Origin of the sequence: Spongiactinospora rosea (assembly GCF_003315795.1) — a bacterium.
In the GTDB taxonomy this organism is placed as follows: Bacteria; Actinomycetota; Actinomycetes; order Streptosporangiales; family Streptosporangiaceae; genus Spongiactinospora; species Spongiactinospora rosea.
This window is the reverse complement of record NZ_QMEY01000003.1, coordinates 392,553-406,886: the sequence shown is the minus strand read 5'-3', so window position 1 is coordinate 406,886 and position 14,334 is coordinate 392,553. Positions and strand designations below refer to the sequence as shown.

The 14,334-nt window shown below is 71.9% G+C and carries 15 protein-coding genes; 10 read left to right on the top strand and 5 right to left on the bottom strand.

Annotated elements, in window-relative coordinates; genetic code table 11:
* Nucleotides 1-96: 96 nt before the first annotated feature.
* Together DP939_RS10525 and DP939_RS10520 are read right to left on the bottom strand one after the other, a co-directional pair.
* Nucleotides 97-765, bottom strand: a complete 669-nt coding sequence (locus tag DP939_RS10525) for a response regulator (RefSeq protein ID WP_113980720.1) — start codon at nucleotides 763-765, stop codon at nucleotides 97-99.
* Complete coding sequence (locus DP939_RS10520) at nucleotides 762-1,949, bottom strand: sensor histidine kinase (RefSeq protein WP_113980439.1); 1,188 nt, start codon at nucleotides 1,947-1,949, stop codon at nucleotides 762-764. The genes DP939_RS10525 and DP939_RS10520 overlap by 4 nt, the downstream gene beginning before the upstream one ends.
* Nucleotides 1,950-2,062: 113 nt before the next feature.
* Here DP939_RS10520 and DP939_RS10515 point away from each other — a divergent pair, with 113 nt between their 5' ends.
* Genes DP939_RS10515 through DP939_RS10490 form a run of 6 tightly spaced genes read left to right on the top strand, consistent with a single transcriptional unit; the run spans nucleotide 2,063 to nucleotide 6,709 of the window.
* Nucleotides 2,063-2,290 carry a hypothetical protein gene (locus DP939_RS10515; RefSeq protein ID WP_113980438.1) on the top strand — a complete coding sequence of 76 codons (228 nt, stop codon included), beginning with the start codon at nucleotides 2,063-2,065 and terminating at the stop codon, nucleotides 2,288-2,290.
* 4 nt (nucleotides 2,291-2,294) lie between these two features.
* The gene (locus DP939_RS10510) at nucleotides 2,295-2,777 is read left to right on the top strand and encodes a PH domain-containing protein (RefSeq protein WP_113980437.1); all 483 of its coding nucleotides are present in this window, start codon (nucleotides 2,295-2,297) and stop codon (nucleotides 2,775-2,777) included.
* The gene (locus tag DP939_RS10505; protein ID WP_113980436.1) at nucleotides 2,774-4,288 is read left to right on the top strand and encodes a PH domain-containing protein; all 1,515 of its coding nucleotides are present in this window, start codon (nucleotides 2,774-2,776) and stop codon (nucleotides 4,286-4,288) included. Before DP939_RS10510 ends, DP939_RS10505 begins: the two co-directional genes overlap by 4 nt.
* A gap of 22 nt (nucleotides 4,289-4,310) precedes the next feature.
* Complete coding sequence (locus tag DP939_RS10500; protein ID WP_113980435.1) at nucleotides 4,311-4,583, top strand: hypothetical protein; 273 nt, start codon at nucleotides 4,311-4,313, stop codon at nucleotides 4,581-4,583.
* Between the two features lie 55 nt (nucleotides 4,584-4,638).
* Nucleotides 4,639-6,366 (top strand): DEDD exonuclease domain-containing protein, encoded by a 1,728-nt coding sequence (locus DP939_RS10495; RefSeq protein ID WP_263972307.1) that lies wholly within the window; start codon nucleotides 4,639-4,641, stop codon nucleotides 6,364-6,366.
* Between the two features lie 55 nt (nucleotides 6,367-6,421).
* Complete coding sequence (locus DP939_RS10490; protein WP_113980433.1) at nucleotides 6,422-6,709, top strand: Lrp/AsnC family transcriptional regulator; 288 nt, start codon at nucleotides 6,422-6,424, stop codon at nucleotides 6,707-6,709.
* Here the strand turns inward: DP939_RS10490 and DP939_RS10485 are convergent.
* The 3 genes from DP939_RS10485 to DP939_RS10475 all read right to left on the bottom strand — a co-directional run bounded on the left by DP939_RS10485 (nucleotide 6,693) and on the right by DP939_RS10475 (nucleotide 9,773).
* Nucleotides 6,693-7,673 carry a sensor histidine kinase gene (locus DP939_RS10485; protein ID WP_113980432.1) on the bottom strand — a complete coding sequence of 327 codons (981 nt, stop codon included), beginning with the start codon at nucleotides 7,671-7,673 and terminating at the stop codon, nucleotides 6,693-6,695. The genes DP939_RS10490 and DP939_RS10485 overlap by 17 nt on opposite strands.
* Nucleotides 7,674-8,197: 524 nt before the next feature.
* Nucleotides 8,198-9,250, bottom strand: a complete 1,053-nt coding sequence (gene trpD / locus DP939_RS10480; protein WP_113980431.1) for an anthranilate phosphoribosyltransferase — start codon at nucleotides 9,248-9,250, stop codon at nucleotides 8,198-8,200.
* A gap of 37 nt (nucleotides 9,251-9,287) precedes the next feature.
* Nucleotides 9,288-9,773, bottom strand: a complete 486-nt coding sequence (locus DP939_RS10475) for a hypothetical protein (RefSeq protein WP_113980430.1) — start codon at nucleotides 9,771-9,773, stop codon at nucleotides 9,288-9,290.
* Between the two features lie 203 nt (nucleotides 9,774-9,976).
* On the opposite strand from DP939_RS10475, the gene ctaE reads away from it, so the two are divergent.
* From ctaE to qcrB, 4 genes are read left to right on the top strand one after another with little or no spacing between them, the layout of a single operon-like run.
* The gene (gene ctaE / locus DP939_RS10470) at nucleotides 9,977-10,591 is read left to right on the top strand and encodes an aa3-type cytochrome oxidase subunit III (protein WP_111165740.1); all 615 of its coding nucleotides are present in this window, start codon (nucleotides 9,977-9,979) and stop codon (nucleotides 10,589-10,591) included.
* Between the two features lie 17 nt (nucleotides 10,592-10,608).
* Nucleotides 10,609-11,421, top strand: coding sequence for a cytochrome bc1 complex diheme cytochrome c subunit (gene qcrC, locus DP939_RS10465; RefSeq protein ID WP_113980429.1), 813 nt, complete (start codon nucleotides 10,609-10,611; stop codon nucleotides 11,419-11,421).
* The gene (qcrA, locus tag DP939_RS10460; RefSeq protein WP_113980428.1) at nucleotides 11,414-12,511 is read left to right on the top strand and encodes a cytochrome bc1 complex Rieske iron-sulfur subunit; all 1,098 of its coding nucleotides are present in this window, start codon (nucleotides 11,414-11,416) and stop codon (nucleotides 12,509-12,511) included. Before qcrC ends, qcrA begins: the two co-directional genes overlap by 8 nt.
* On the top strand, nucleotides 12,508-14,196 hold the full coding sequence (gene qcrB / locus DP939_RS10455; RefSeq protein ID WP_113980427.1) for a cytochrome bc1 complex cytochrome b subunit: 1,689 nt from the start codon (nucleotides 12,508-12,510) through the stop codon (nucleotides 14,194-14,196). Before qcrA ends, qcrB begins: the two co-directional genes overlap by 4 nt.
* Nucleotides 14,197-14,334 lie beyond the last annotated feature (138 nt).

The window sequence follows — 14,334 nt, the reverse complement described above, 5'->3', positions numbered from 1 at the left end:
CAGCCCTCGTCAGGCACCCTTCCAGAAAAAACGTCTATCCGACAAGGGTACGGCCGTCACGCAACTGGCTTGGTCCGGTACTGGGGCGGACATGACCTAGACGTGACCTGCGTCGTGAACGGTCAGGGCGATCTGGACGCGGTTGTTAAGTTCCAGTTTGGTGAGGACGCGTGAGACGTGCGCCTTGACGGTGGCCACGCTCATGAAAAGCTCGGCGCCGATCTCCGCGTTGGAGCCGCCCCGGCCGACGGCGAGCGCCACCTCGCGTTCGCGTTCGCTCAGCCGGTCCAGCAGTTCACGGGCGCGGGAGCGGCGGTCGCCCGCCCAGGGGTCGGCCACATGATCGATGAGCTGCCTGGTCACGATGGGCGACAGGATGGGCTCCCCGGCCGCGACCCGGCGGATCGCCTCGACCAGATCGCCCGGCGGGGTGTCCTTCAGCAGGAAGCCCGCGGCCCCGGCGCGCAGCGCGCGGAGCACCTGGGCGTCGGCGTGGAAGGTGGTCAGGATGACGACCTCGGGCGGGCGGGGCGCGGCGCGCAGCCGCTCGGTCGCCTCCAGCCCGTCCAGCCTGGGCATCCGGATGTCCATCAGCACGATGTCGGGGCGGTGTCTGGCGACCATGGCGGGCACCTCGTCGCCGTCGGCGGCCTCGCCCGCCAGGGCGATGTCCGGGGCACCGCCGAGGATCATGGACAGTCCGGCGCGCACCAGGGCGTCGTCGTCCACGATCAGGACGCTGATGGGGGCGGCGGGAGCGCTCATGAGGGCCACGGTAGCCAGGCGCGCAGCACATAGTCACCGTCGGGGCGCGTTCCGTGCTCCAGCCGCCCTCCCGCCAGGCCGGTCCGCTCGGCAAGGCCGATCAGCCCGGTGCCGCTGCCCGGGATGACGGTGTGGCGGCCCGGCGTACGCGCCGGGTTACGGATCTCGACGGTCAGGCCCGGGCCGGGTGCGCCGTCCACGGCGACGGTCACCGGCACGCCGGGCGCGTGCTTGCGCGCGTTGGTCAGCCCCTCCTGCACGACCCGGTACACCGTACGGCCGAGCGCCGCGGGCACCTCCGGCTCGCCGGACACGCGCAGCGCGGGCCGTACCTCCATCCCGGCCTTCCGCGACGCCTCCAGCAGGCCGTTCAGGTCGGCCATCGTCGGCTGCGGCGGCTCGGGGGCCTCGCCCTGCCGGTCCCAGCGCAGCACGCCGATCACCTCCCGCAGGTCCTGGAGCGCCTCGTGCGCGCCGGACCTGATCGCCCCGGCCGCCGTGGCGATCTCCTCGGCGGAGGCGTCCTTGCGGAACTCCAGCGCCCCGGCGTGCAGGCTGAGCAGCGTAAGGCGGTGGGCCAGCACGTCGTGCATCTCCCTGGCGATCCGCTCGCGCTCCAGCCGCCGGGCCTGCTCGGCCGCCTGGTCGGCGCGCTCGCGCAGGGTGACCACGATCTGCCGCCTGGACCGGGTGAGCATCCCCCAGGCGATCAGCACCAGGTAGACCAGCACCGCCACGAGGATCGTCCCGGCGAAGCCGAACTCGGGATCGGGGTACAGCCAGCCGTAGGGCAGCAGGGCCAGCAGGTGCGGCACCATGATCAGCACGATGTACCGGAACGGCCGGTGGACCGCCACCGTGAACACCGCGATCAGCAGCGGCCCCGAGACCAGGAGCGAGAACGCCGACAGCGGCGCGAGCGTGAGCGCCAGCCCCACCGGCCACCTGCGGCGCAGCCAGACCGCCGCGCACGACAGCGCCCCCAGGACCTGCTCGGCGACCACCACCTCCCGCGGCCTGCCCGCGAGATCGCCCAGGAAGACCAGGGTGATCAGGCAGGCCAGCACGAACATGGTGATGTCCACGGCCCAGTCGCGAGGGGTACGCCGCGCGGGCCGCCCCGGCCGCTCCTCCAGGGTGCCGATCAGGGCCGCGGGCAGCAGCCAGCGATACTCGGTACTCATCCTGACGTGCAGGTTACGTGGTCGAACGGATGCGACGACAGCTACCAAAGTCGATGCCGGGGCCGCCCTCCGGCCGAAGCGCCCCGGCGGCGCGGTCCGCGATCGTCGGACGCATGAAAGTGATATTGGACGTCGCCGGGGTGCTGTGCATCGTCCAGGCCGTGGGCGGGGCGCTGAACAACCTGCTGGGCAGCTCCACGCCGAGCTGGTTTCTGGTCAACCATATCCCGGCCCTGGACGGGCACGAGATCTTCGCCAGCATCGTTGTCGGCGTGCTCGGCGTGGCCCTGTGCGCCGCCGCGCGGGCGGCCGGCAGGTCCTCCGGCCGCGAGGAGGGCTGAACCGATGGATCTTCGACCTCCGCGCAACCGGGCCGACCGGCGGGCCGTCACCTGGTGGACCGTCCAGGGGCTGATCGGGGTCCTGGTGGCCGCGGTGGCCGTGGGCGTGCCGTACGCGCTGTTCACCGACCGGCCGCTGTGGCTGGCGGCGGTGGCGGCCCTCTTCGTCCTGGCGCTGCTCGCGCTGGCGCTGGCCTGGCCGCGGGCGTACTACCGCTTCTCCCGCTGGGAGGTGACGGACGAGGCCGTCTATACGTGCTCAGGGTGGTTGTTCCGGTCGTGGCGGATCGCGCCGATGTCACGCATCCAGACGGTGGACACGGTACGCGGCCCGTTGCAGCGGCTGTTCGGGCTGTCGGACGTGACGGTGACCACGGCCTCGTCGGCGGGCGCGATCAAGATCGAGGGCCTGGACCACGCGCTCGCCGCCGGGCTGGCCGAACGGCTCACCGAGATCACCCAGCGCACGCCGGGGGACGCCACATGAGCGGCGAGTGGCTGCGCCTGCACCGGCGCACCTTCCTGGCCTCCGCGGTGATGTCGATGGCACTGGTCGTCCCGCTGGTCACGGTCTTGACCAAGGTCCTGCTGGACAAGGAGGTGGCGCTGCGGCCGGTGGTCGCCGCCGACGCCGGGGCGGCGGTGCTGATCGTCATCGGGGTGGTGATCTACGACGTGCTGCGCTGGCGCGCCACGACGTACCGGATCACCGGCGAACGCGTGGAGCTGCGCTCGGGGATCATGGTGCGCGAGCACCGGTCCATCCCCAGGGACCGGGTCCGCACGGTGGACGTCACCGCCGACCCCGTGCGCCGCGTGCTCGGCCTGGCGGTGGTCAAGGTCGGCACCGGCGAGCGGGCCGCCGACGACAAGGCCGAACTGACGCTCGACCCGGTCGGGCGGGCCGAGGCCGACCGGCTGCGCCGCACGCTCCTGCACGGGGGCCCGGAGACGCACGGCACGCCGCAGGACGAGGCCCCCATCGCCGAGCTGCGCTGGGCGTGGCTCCGCTACGCCCCGCTGACCGTGTGGGCGTTCGTCGGCGGCGCCGTCCTGGTGGGCGTGGCCCACCGCGCGCTGGACATCATCGGCGTGGAGCTGTTCTCCCTGGACGCGCTCGGCGACCTGTGGGACCGGCTACGCGTGGTCCCGGCGTGGCTGCTGATCGTGCTGCTGCTAGCGGCCAACCTGCTGGTCGGGACGGCCGGCGCGGTCGCGCTGTTCGTCGAGTCGTGGTGGCGCTACCGGCTGGACCGCGAGCCGAGCGGCACCCTGCGGCTGCGCAGGGGCCTGCTGACCACCCGCTCGCTGACGCTCACCGAACGGCGGCTGCGCGGCGTCGAGCTGTCCCAGCCGCTGCTGCTGCGCTGGGGCGGCGGCGCGCGGGTCAAGGCGGTCGTCACCGGCCTGTCGAAGAACGACAAGGAGACCGAGCGCGCCGACGCCCTGACCCCGCCGGTGCCGCTGCCGGAGGCGCTTCGGGTGGCCCAGGAGATCTCCCCGGGCGAGCCCGTCGCGCTGCGGGCGCATCCGAAGGCCGCGCGCGCCCGGCGGATGCGCTGGGCCGGGTTCGCCGTGGTGACCCTCGCCGTGGCCACGGCGGCGCTGGATGCGCTGTTCGCCTGGATGCCGTGGTGGGCGTGGGCGCTCCCGGCCGCCGCCGTACCGGCCGCCGCCTTCTTCGCCGCCGACGCCTACCGGGGGCTCGGGCACGGGCTCACCGGCCGCCACCTGGTCGCCAGGTCCGGTACGGCGGTGCGCCGCACCGTCGCGCTCGACCGCGCCGGGATCATCGGCTGGCACTTCCGCCAGTCGGTCTTCCAGCGCCGCGCCGGGCTGGCGACGCTGGTCGCCACCACCGCCGCCGGGCACGGCTCCTACACCGTCCACGACGCCGCGGAGGCCGCGGCGGTCGAGCTGGCCGACCGGGCCGTCCCCGGACTGGTGGCCCCTTTCCGGGCCAGCGGAGATCGTGACGGGTTCGTGACGTCCGCCTAGGCACTGTCACGCCGCGCCGGCGTTGTCCTGCCAGGCCCTCACCCGCGAGGCAGGCGGACGGGAGGTCCTCGCAGGGGCCGGCGCGGGCCTGCTCGCCACACGGGTGGCGCTGCCGCGCGTGCCGGAGTTCGCGACCGCGCCGAGCACGCCGCCGCTGCTGTACGAGCCGTCCCTCGGACTGGTCGCCATGGTCGCGGGCGCGGCCCTGGTCGCCGCGTTCGCCGCCGTCGCGCTGACCGCGGAGGCGCTGCTGCGGGGCATCCGGGCCGACCGCCTGCGGCAGGCGCAGCCGTGAATCCAAAACCGTTGAATCCGGGAATATGTCGGTGGCCGCCCTTATGGTCAAGAGCGTGGAGATCGCTGTGCAGGGGGCGCTCGACGAGTTGGGCACGCCACTCGACCAGGTGACATTCGTGGTGTTCGACCTGGAGACGACGGGAGGCTCACCCGCCGAGCACGCGATCACCGAGATCGGCGCGGTCAAGGTGCTGGGCGGTCAGGTGGTCGGCGAGCTGGCCACGCTGGTCGATCCCGGCGGGCCGATCCCGCCGTTCATCGCGGTGCTGACCGGCATCACCGACGCGATGGTGGCGGCGGCGCCGAAGTTCGCCTCGGTGCTGCCGTCCTTTCTGGAGTTCATCAAGGGCGCCACCCTGGTGGCCCACAACGCCCCCTTCGACATGGGCTTCATCAAGGCGGCGTGCGCGGCGCACGGATACCCGCCACCGGCCAACCCGGTGGTCGACACCGCCGACCTGGCCCGGCGGATGCTCACTCGCGACGAGGCGCCCAACTGCAAGCTGGCCACGCTCGCCCGGATCTTCCGCAGCTCGACAGAGCCCTCCCACCGGGCCCTGGCCGACGCCAGGGCCACCACCGACGTGCTGCACGCCCTGCTCGAACGCGCGGGCTCCTTCGGCGTGCACACCCTGGAGGAGCTGAAGGGGTTCGTCCGCGCCCCCACGCCGGAGCAGCGGCGCAAGCGCCACCTGGCCGACGCGGTGCCCGCCGCGCCGGGCGTCTACGTCTTCGAGGACGACCGCGGCGAGGCGCTGTACATCGGCAAGAGCGGCAGCCTGCGCACCCGCGTGCGCAGCTACTTCACCGCGAGCGAGACCCGCCGCCGGATCCGCGAGATGATCGGCGTCGCCGAGCGGGTCCGCACCATCGTGTGCGCCACCGGGCTGGAGGCCGAGGTCAGGGAGCTGCGGCTGATCGCGGCGGGCAAGCCGCGCTACAACCGCCGCTCCCGCTTTCCCGAGCGGGCGGTGTGGCTGAAGCTCACCGACGAGCCGTTCCCGCGGCTGTCGATCGTCCGTGAGGTCCGCGACGACGAGGCGGCCTACCTCGGGCCGTTCGGCAGCAGCCGCGCCGCCGAAGACGCCAGGAGCGCCCTGCACGAGGCGATCCCGCTGCGCCGCTGCACCGAGCGGCTGAGCCTGCGGCCGTCCCGCACCGCGTGCGCGCTGGCCGAGCTGGGCCGCTGCGGCGCGCCCTGCGAGGGGCGGGAGAGCCAGGCGGGGTACGCCGTGCACGCCGAGGCGGTGCGCCGCGCGATGGAGCACGACGCCTCGGCGGTCTACGCCGCCATCCAGGCCCGGATGGAGCGGCTGTCGGTCGAGCAGCGCTACGAGGAGGCCGCCGCCGACCGCGACCGGCTGGCCGCCTATATCCGCGCCGCCGCGCGCATGCAGCGCCTGCGGTCGCTGACCCGGCTGCCCCAGCTCGTGGCCGCGAGCCCCGCCTTCGGCGGCGGCTGGGACATCCACGTCGTCCGGTACGGCAGGCTCGCCGCCGCCGGGGTGATGCCGCGCGGCGCGCACCCCACCCCCTTCGTCGACGCCCTGGTGTCCACCGCCGAGACCGTACGCCCCGGCCCCGGCCCCACTCCGGCGGCCACCGCGGAGGAGACCGAGTGCATTTTGCGCTGGCTGGAGTCGCCGGGGGTCCGCCTGGTGCAGGCCGACGACGGATGGAGCATGCCCGCCTGGGGGGCGGCCCGGCTGCGCGGCCGCATCGAGCGGGCCTACCGGGCGCTGCGGCGGGACAGCGAGCGGGAGGGGCGTCCGCTGCGGTGATCGACTGCCGCGATAGGGTGGAGGCCATCCTGGCAGGTCACCGAAGGAGGGGCTCGTGGTCACCGCGATCGTGCACATCAAGGCCGAGGTCGACCGGATCCCGCAGGTGGCCAAAGAGATCGCCGACATCGACGGGGTGAGCGAGGTCTACTCCATCACAGGCGAGTTCGACCTGCTGGCCATGATCAGGGTGCGCGCCTATGAGCAGGTCGCCGACCTGGTGCCCGGCCGGCTGAACAAGGTCGTGGGGGTCCGGCACACCGAGACGCACCTGGCGTTCCGCACCTACTCCAAGCACGACCTTGAGGCGGCCTTCTCCATCGGGCTCAACGAGGCCGACTGACCTCGCCGCCGCCGGGCCCCGCTCCGGCGGTCGGCAGCCTGACCCGCACCTCGAAGCCGCCGCGGGGATGCGCGGCGGCCGACAGCGTGCCGCCGAAGAGGGCGGCCCGCGCTCCCATTCCGGCGAGCCCCCTGCCGGGGGTCACGGCCTTGGCCCCGGCGGTGCCGTGGTCGCGTACGAGCAGGTCCAGTACGCCGGAGCCCCAGTGCAGCGACACCTCGGCGGTGCGGGCGGCGCCGTGCCGTACGGCGTTGGCCAGCGCCTCCTGCACGATCCGGCACACCGACACCTCGAACATCGGCGACAGCGGCGGCGGCTCCCCTGTCACGCCGAGCCGTACGACCAGCCCGCCCGCCTGCGCCTCGGCCACCAGCCGAGCCAGATCCCCCAGCCCCGGCAACGGCTCCCGCCCCGAAGACCCGGGCGGGGGTTCGTGATCGCGTCCTGCGGAGTGGTGGAACCTTTCCGCGGCCTGGACCGGCCGGCCTGCGCGATGTCCGATTCGAGCGTTCCCGTTCACACCAATCGGCGGGATGCCGTCCGGTTCATGCGGGCCCGCGAGATCCGCCTTGGGCCGCTCCGCGGGCCGCGGCAGCGCCGCCAGGCGCCGTAGTTCCGCCACGGCCAGCCGACCGGCGTCCTCGGCCTCGCGCATGGCGGCCTCGGCCTGCTCGGGATCGCGGCGCATGACCAGCCGCGCACCGCCGACGCGCAGGGTCATCACCGACACCACGTGCGCCACCACCTCGTGCACCTCGCCCGCGATCACCTGCCGCTCCCCGGCCACCACCGCCCGGTCCAGCTCGGCCCGCTGCTCCCGCACCCGCTCCGACAGCGCGGACACCCTGCGCCGCGCGCGCACGGCCCAGCCGCCGAGCAGCCCGAGCGCACCTGCCAGCAGCACCGCGGGGACCCACACGACGATGGGGTGGACGATGGCGACCACAAGGTCGAGACGCCGCATGCCGGGGAGCGTAGGCCCCCTACCGGCCCCCGGACATCCCCACCCAGGATGACCCCCGCTCCCCCACCATGCGGACCCGCCCCGGCCCAGGTGCTGGGCTGACCCCACCTGCAGCAGACGGAGGCCCACAGCCCGGCGATGACATGCAGGACCGGCAGCACCCCACGATCGACGCCCCGCCCTGCGCTCCACCGTCCACCGACTCTGGAGTCGGGATGCTCGGCTCCAGCCGACGCGACAGACTCGGCCGACCGCTATCCAGCGGCCCCGCCCGCGGGGCACCCCGATAGGCCCCAGGACTGCGGTCTGACGGGCTTCCAACCCGCGGACTCAGGCACACCGACAGCCAGGACGACCAGGACCGGCCGCTGCCGCCCGCGTGGCGACCGCCGTCCATGCCCCGGGGACACGGCCGAGCCCACAGCCGGGTACGGCCGGGCGCCACCGAGGTACCGGCGTACCCGACACGCAGGCCCGGGCGCACCTGCAGCCGGGCACGGCCAGGCCCGGTCACCGGCGGGCTGTCAGCCGTGGCTGTGGGCGCGGCTGGTGGCGATCCAGCGGTCGAGGGTGGTGGCGGCGGCGCCGGAGTCGACGGCCTCGGCGGCGCGGGTGTGGGCCTCGGCCATGGCCGTGTCCAGGTCGTCGCCGGTGGCGGTGCCGGTCGCGGCGACGATGCCCGCCGCGGCGTTCAGGAGGACGGCGTCGCGGACCGGGCCCTGCTTGCCCGCCACCAGGTCGCGTACGGCCTGGGCGTTGAACTCGACGTCGCCGCCGCGCAGGGACTCGACGCTCGACCGGGGGATGCCGATCGTGGCCGGGTCGAAGGTGACCTGGGTGGCCGTGCCGTTGCCGACCACCCACACCGTGGAGGTGGTCGCGAGCGTCAGCTCATCCAGCCCGTCGTCGCCGCGGAACACCAGCGCCGACACCCCGCGCTCGGCGAACACCCCCGCCACCACCGGCAGCATGCGCGCGTCGAAGACGCCGATCGCCTGCGCCGCGGGCCTGGCCGGATTGGTCAGCGGCCCGAGAAAGTTGAAGAACGTCGGCACGCCCAGCTCCCGGCGCGGCGGCCCGGCGAAGCGGAAGCCCGGGTGGTAGGCCGGTGCGAAGCAGAAGGCGATCCCGGCCTCGACGGCCACGGCGGCGGTGTCGTCCGGCGACATCTCCAGGGTGATGCCCAGGTGTTCGAGCACGTCGGCCGCCCCGCAGGAGGAGGAGGCCGCGCGGTTGCCGTGCTTGACGACCCGCGCCCCCGTCGCGGCGGTGACGATAGCCGCCATCGTCGAGACGTTGACGGTGTGGGCACGGTCGCCGCCGGTGCCCACGATGTCGACGACCGGGCCCTCCACCCGCAGCGGGGTGGCCAGGTCGAGCATGACCCGGGCCAGGCCGGTGACCTCGGCCACCGTCTCACCCTTGGCGCGCAGCGCCACGGCGAAGCCGGCGATCTGGGCGGGCGTCGCCGAGCCCGTCATGATCTCCTTCATCGCCCAGGCCGTCTCGTCGGTGGTGAGGTGCTCTCCGGCGAGCAGGGCCGACAGCAGCGCGGGCCAGGTGGTGCGCGCGTCCATGGGATCTCCAGTCATGAGCCGGCGGTCCGCCGGGCGGCTACCGGGCGGGCGGGATTTCGGCGTGTCCCGCGGGCTGCGCGGGCAGCGCGGTGCGGGCGAGCCGCTGCCGCATCAGGTCGGCCACGGCCTCGGCCAGGGCGATCGGGTCGAGCGGCTGGGCCACGACGGCCTCGGCGCGCGACCAGTTGGCCAGCCAGCGGTCATCGCGGCGGGCGACGACCAGGCAGATCGGCGGGCAGTCGTAGACCTCGTCCTTGGCCTGGCGGGCGACGCCCATGCCGCCCGCGGGCCGCGCCTCGCCGTCCAGCACGGCCACGTCGATCTCACCGGAGTCGAAGTGCTGCAGAACCTTGGGCTGCGTCGCGCACTCCACGAACTCCACCGCCGGCACGTCGGCGGCGGGCCGCCTGCCGATGGCCAGGCGTACCTTCTCTCTGGTGGCGGCGTCGTCGCTGTAGACGAGAACCTTCATCTTGACGTCCGCGGCCGGTTCGGTGCCCAAGGTGATGCTCGCTTCCAACATCGGTGTCTCCTGGCGGGCCGCCGGCCATCGGGCGGTGCGGCGCGGCCAAGAGGTATGGTCAACAGGGATCGTACCGGGCGAGGCGGGTGGATACCCAGCTTGGAGGCCCCAGCCAGGCAATTGTCCGGTTTGCCCTTGTTGGTGTGCGCTTTGTTCCACCTAACGGGGGGTCGTGCGGCGACCCGAGCAGGGGAGCCGCAATAATGCTGCCCGTGGCGACAGCATCCGCAATCACGACGACGACAGCACACTCGTCTCGCCGGCCCAACCTGGTCAGCGTCGGGACGATCGTCTGGCTGTCCTCTGAGCTCATGTTCTTCGCGGCGCTGTTCGCGATGTACTTCACCATCCGGTCAGTGACCATCGGCCAGGGGCATCACTGGCCCGAGGCTCACCTGAACGTCCCGTTCTCAACGGTCAACACGATCATCCTGGTCCTGTCGAGTGTGACGTGCCAGATGGGCGTGTGGGCCGCGGAAAAGGGCCAGGTCAGCAAGCTGCGGTTCTGGTATACCGTCAGCTTCCTGATGGGCCTGGTCTTCGTGATCGGCCAGGTCTACGAGTACGGCCAGCTCGCCGGCGAGGGGCACACCCTCTCCCACTCGGCCTATGACTCCATCTTCTACCTGGCCACGGGTTTCCACGGCTTGCACGTGACCGGTGGACTGATCGCGTTCCTGTTCATGCTGGGACGCACGTACGCCGCGAAGCGCTTCACCCATGAGCAGGCGACCAGCGCGATCGTCGTGTCCTACTACTGGCACTTCGTCGACGTTGTCTGGATCGGCCTCTTTATGACCATCTACGTGATCAAGTAACAGGAACGGGGATCTCTGTGACCAGGATCACCGCTAGGCGGCGGCATCCCCTCGCGAGATACGCCGTCCTGCTTTTCGCACTGGCGTTGCTGGGCGTGGGCTATGCGGCCTTCTCTCCGAAGAGCCAGAGCGCCGACGCGGCGATCGCGTCGGGCAAGGTCGACGACGTGAAGGCCGGCGAGGAGCTCTTCAAGTCGCACTGCCTCACCTGCCACGGGCCCGAGGCGCGGGGCACCGCGGACGGGCCCACGCTGGTCGGCGTGGGCGCCGCGGCGGTCGACTTCCAGATGAGCAGCGGCCGTATGCCCGCCACCACGGTGGGCGCCCAGGTACCGCGCAAGCCGCTGCCCGCCTGGGTGACGCAGGAGAAGATCGACCAGATCGCCGCCTACGTCCAGTCCCTCGGCGGCGGCCCCACCGTCCCCAGCAAGGACCAGGTGGACCCGGCCAAGGGCGACCCGGCCAAGGGCGGCGAGCTGTTCCGGGCGAACTGCATCAGCTGCCACAACTGGGCGGGCGCGGGCGGGGCGCTCACCCAGGGCAAGTACGCCCCCAACCTCAACAGCTCCTCCCCCGCCCAGATCTACGAGGCGATGATCACCGGCCCGCAGGCGATGCCGGTCTTCAACGACTCCACGATCACCCCCCAGCAGAAGCGCGACATGATCGCCTACATCGTGAGCGTCCGCGGGCAGACCGACCCGGGCGGTTTCGGGCTCGGCCGGATCGGCCCGGTGACCGAGGGCCTGGTGGCCTGGATCGTGGGAATCGGCGGCCTTGTGCTCGCAGCCATCTGGATCACCGCTAAGAGGCGACAGGCCAATGACTGACCACAACCCTGAGTTCGAACGGCCGGAAGAACGCGTTCCCAAGCGCGTCATCGGCACTCCAGCCGCGGCCACGGAACCCGCGCTGCTCGGCGAGGACAAGCCCGCCGCGCCCGCCGTCGTGGCCGGGGTCAAGCCGCAGGACCCGCGGATAGTGAAGAAGGGCGAGCGCCTCGCCGCGCTCTGCTTCACCATCACCTTCCTGGCGGGCATCGGCTTCATCGCCTCGTACGTGATCTTCCAGGTCGGCGACCTGGACGGCACCGCGGCCTCCAACCTCGCGCTCGGCGGCACGCTGACGCTGGCCCTGCTCGGCCTGGCCCTCGGCATGGTGGTCTGGGCCCGGATGGTGCTGCCGAAGTACAGCGTCATCCAGGAGCGGCACGTGATGGCCTCCGACCGGGAGACCAGGCGCGACGTCGCCGAGAAGTTCGTGCAGGGCGTGGAGGAGAGCGGCTTCGTCAAGCGCAAGCTGCTGCGCCGCACGCTGCTAGCCGCGGTGGCCCCGCTGGGGCTGGCCCCGGTGGTGCTGCTGCGCGACCTCGGCCCGCTGCCGGAGACCAAGCTCCGGCACACGGTCTGGGGCGAGAAGACCAAGGAAGGCAAGCCGCTGCGGCTCCTCGTCGAGGGCACCGGCCAGCCCATCCGGGCCGCCGACTTCAACACCCCCGGCGGCCTGCTGTCGGTGGTGCCCGAGGGGTACGAGCACGACCTGACCGTCCTCGCCAAGGCCACGGTGATCCTGATCAACCTGCGGCCCGAGGAGATCAAGTCCGGGACGAACAAGAACTGGACCCACAACGGGATCGTCGCCTACTCCAAGATCTGCACCCACGTCGGGTGCCCGGCGGCGCTGTACGAGCAGAACACGCACAACATCCTCTGCCCCTGCCACCAGTCGACGTTCGACGCCACGGACGGCGCGAAGGTGGTCTTCGGCCCGGCGGCCCGGCCGCTTCCCCAGCTCCCGATCGACGTGGACGCGGAGGGCTACCTCATCGCCACGGGGGACTTCCCGGTCCCGGTCGGTCCGAGCTTCTGGGAACGCGGTGACGCCGAGGCGGAGTACCGGCAGAAGGGAGGCCAGGTATGAGCACCGAAGGCGGCCACCGGCCGGAAACCGCTGAAATCCCCAAGGCCGTCTCAGGACCGAGCAGCTACCTCGACCAGCGCATCGGCGCCGGAAACTTCATCCGGCGCAACATGCGAAAGGTCTTCCCCGACCACTGGTCGTTCCTGCTTGGCGAGATCGCGCTCTACTCGTTCATCATCCTGCTGCTGACCGGTACGTTCCTGACGCTCTGGTTCAAGCCCAGCATGGGTCACGTCATCTACGACGGTCCCTACGAGCCGCTGCGCGGCGTGATGATGTCCGAGGCGTACGCCTCGTCGCTGCACATCAGCTTCGAGGTCCGCGGTGGCCTGCTGATCCGGCAGATCCACCACTGGGCGGCGCTGCTCTTCATCGCCGGGATGATGGCCCACATGCTCCGGGTGTTCTTCACCGGCGCGTACCGCAAGCCGCGTGAGCTGAACTGGATCATCGGCATCCTGCTCTTCACGCTGGCCCTGGCCGAGGGCCTGACCGGCTACTCACTGCCGGACGACCTGCTGTCCGGCGCGGGCCTGCGGATCACCCAGGGCGTGGCGATCTCGCTGCCGCTGGTGGGCACCTACATCTCGTTCTTCCTGTTCGGCGGGGAATATCCGGGTGAGGATGTCATCTCCCGGTTCTACACCCTGCACGTCCTGCTGATCCCCGCCATCCTGGTTGCGCTGGTCACCGCGCACATGGTGCTGATGTGGGTGCAGAAGCACTCGCAGCAGCCGGGCAAGGGACGCACGAACATGAACGTCGTGGGCGGCCCGTTCTTCCCGTCCTTCGCGCTCAAGGCGGGCTCGTACTTCCTGTTCACGTTCGGGATCCTGGCCGCGCTCGGCACGTTCGCGCAGATCAACCCGATCTGGCTGTTCGGGCCGTACACACCGGCGGACATCTCGGCGGGTTCGCAGCCCGACTTCTACATGGGCTTCCTCGAAGGCTCGCTGCGGATCATGCCGGCCTGGGAGATCAACGTCCTCGGCTACACGCTGCCGATGAGCGTGATCATCCCGGCCTTGCTACCGCTGGGGATCGTCATGACGGGCCTGGCGCTGTATCCGTTCATCGAACAGTGGGTCACCGGCGACCGGAGCGAGCACCATGTCGTCGACCGGCCGCGCAACAACCCGCACCGCACCTCGATCGGCATGTCGGCGATCACCTTCTACGGCGTGCTGTGGCTGCTGGGCGCGAACGACGAACTCGCGGCCACCTTCCACATCTCGCTCTTCACGATCACCAGGTTCGGCCAGATCGCGGTCATCGTGGGCCCGATCCTGGCGTACATCATCACCTACCGCATGTGCCTCGGGCTGCAGCGCAAGGACGCCGAGGTGATCGGCCACGGCGTCGAGTCGGGTGTGATCAAGCGCCTGCCGCACGGTGAGTTCATCGAGGTCCACGTGCCGCCGGCCGAGGACATCGAGGCCCACGTACGCGGCAAGACGCCCATCCCGGCCCTCCCCGGCGGAGCGGACGGGAAGGGCATCCCGCCGAAGGGCATGCGCGGCCCGCTGGGCCGTCTGCGCGGGCGGATGAGCCGCGCCTACGGCGGGGAGAAGATCCCGCTGGAGCAGCCGCACGGCGACGACCACGGCGCCCACGCGGAGATCGGGGAGCACGAGGAGCACGCCGGCATCGGAGCGGGCGGCGAAGGCCGGACGCTGGATCGCTGACCACGGCGGAACGCGCGTCGCCACAACGCGCCAAGGGGCCCGGGATGTCCTATCCCGGGCCCCTTTCGCGGTTTTCGTAGCGAATGTCCTATAACGCAAAACCGTGGAAAAATGATATGCAATCCCTATTCCAATAGG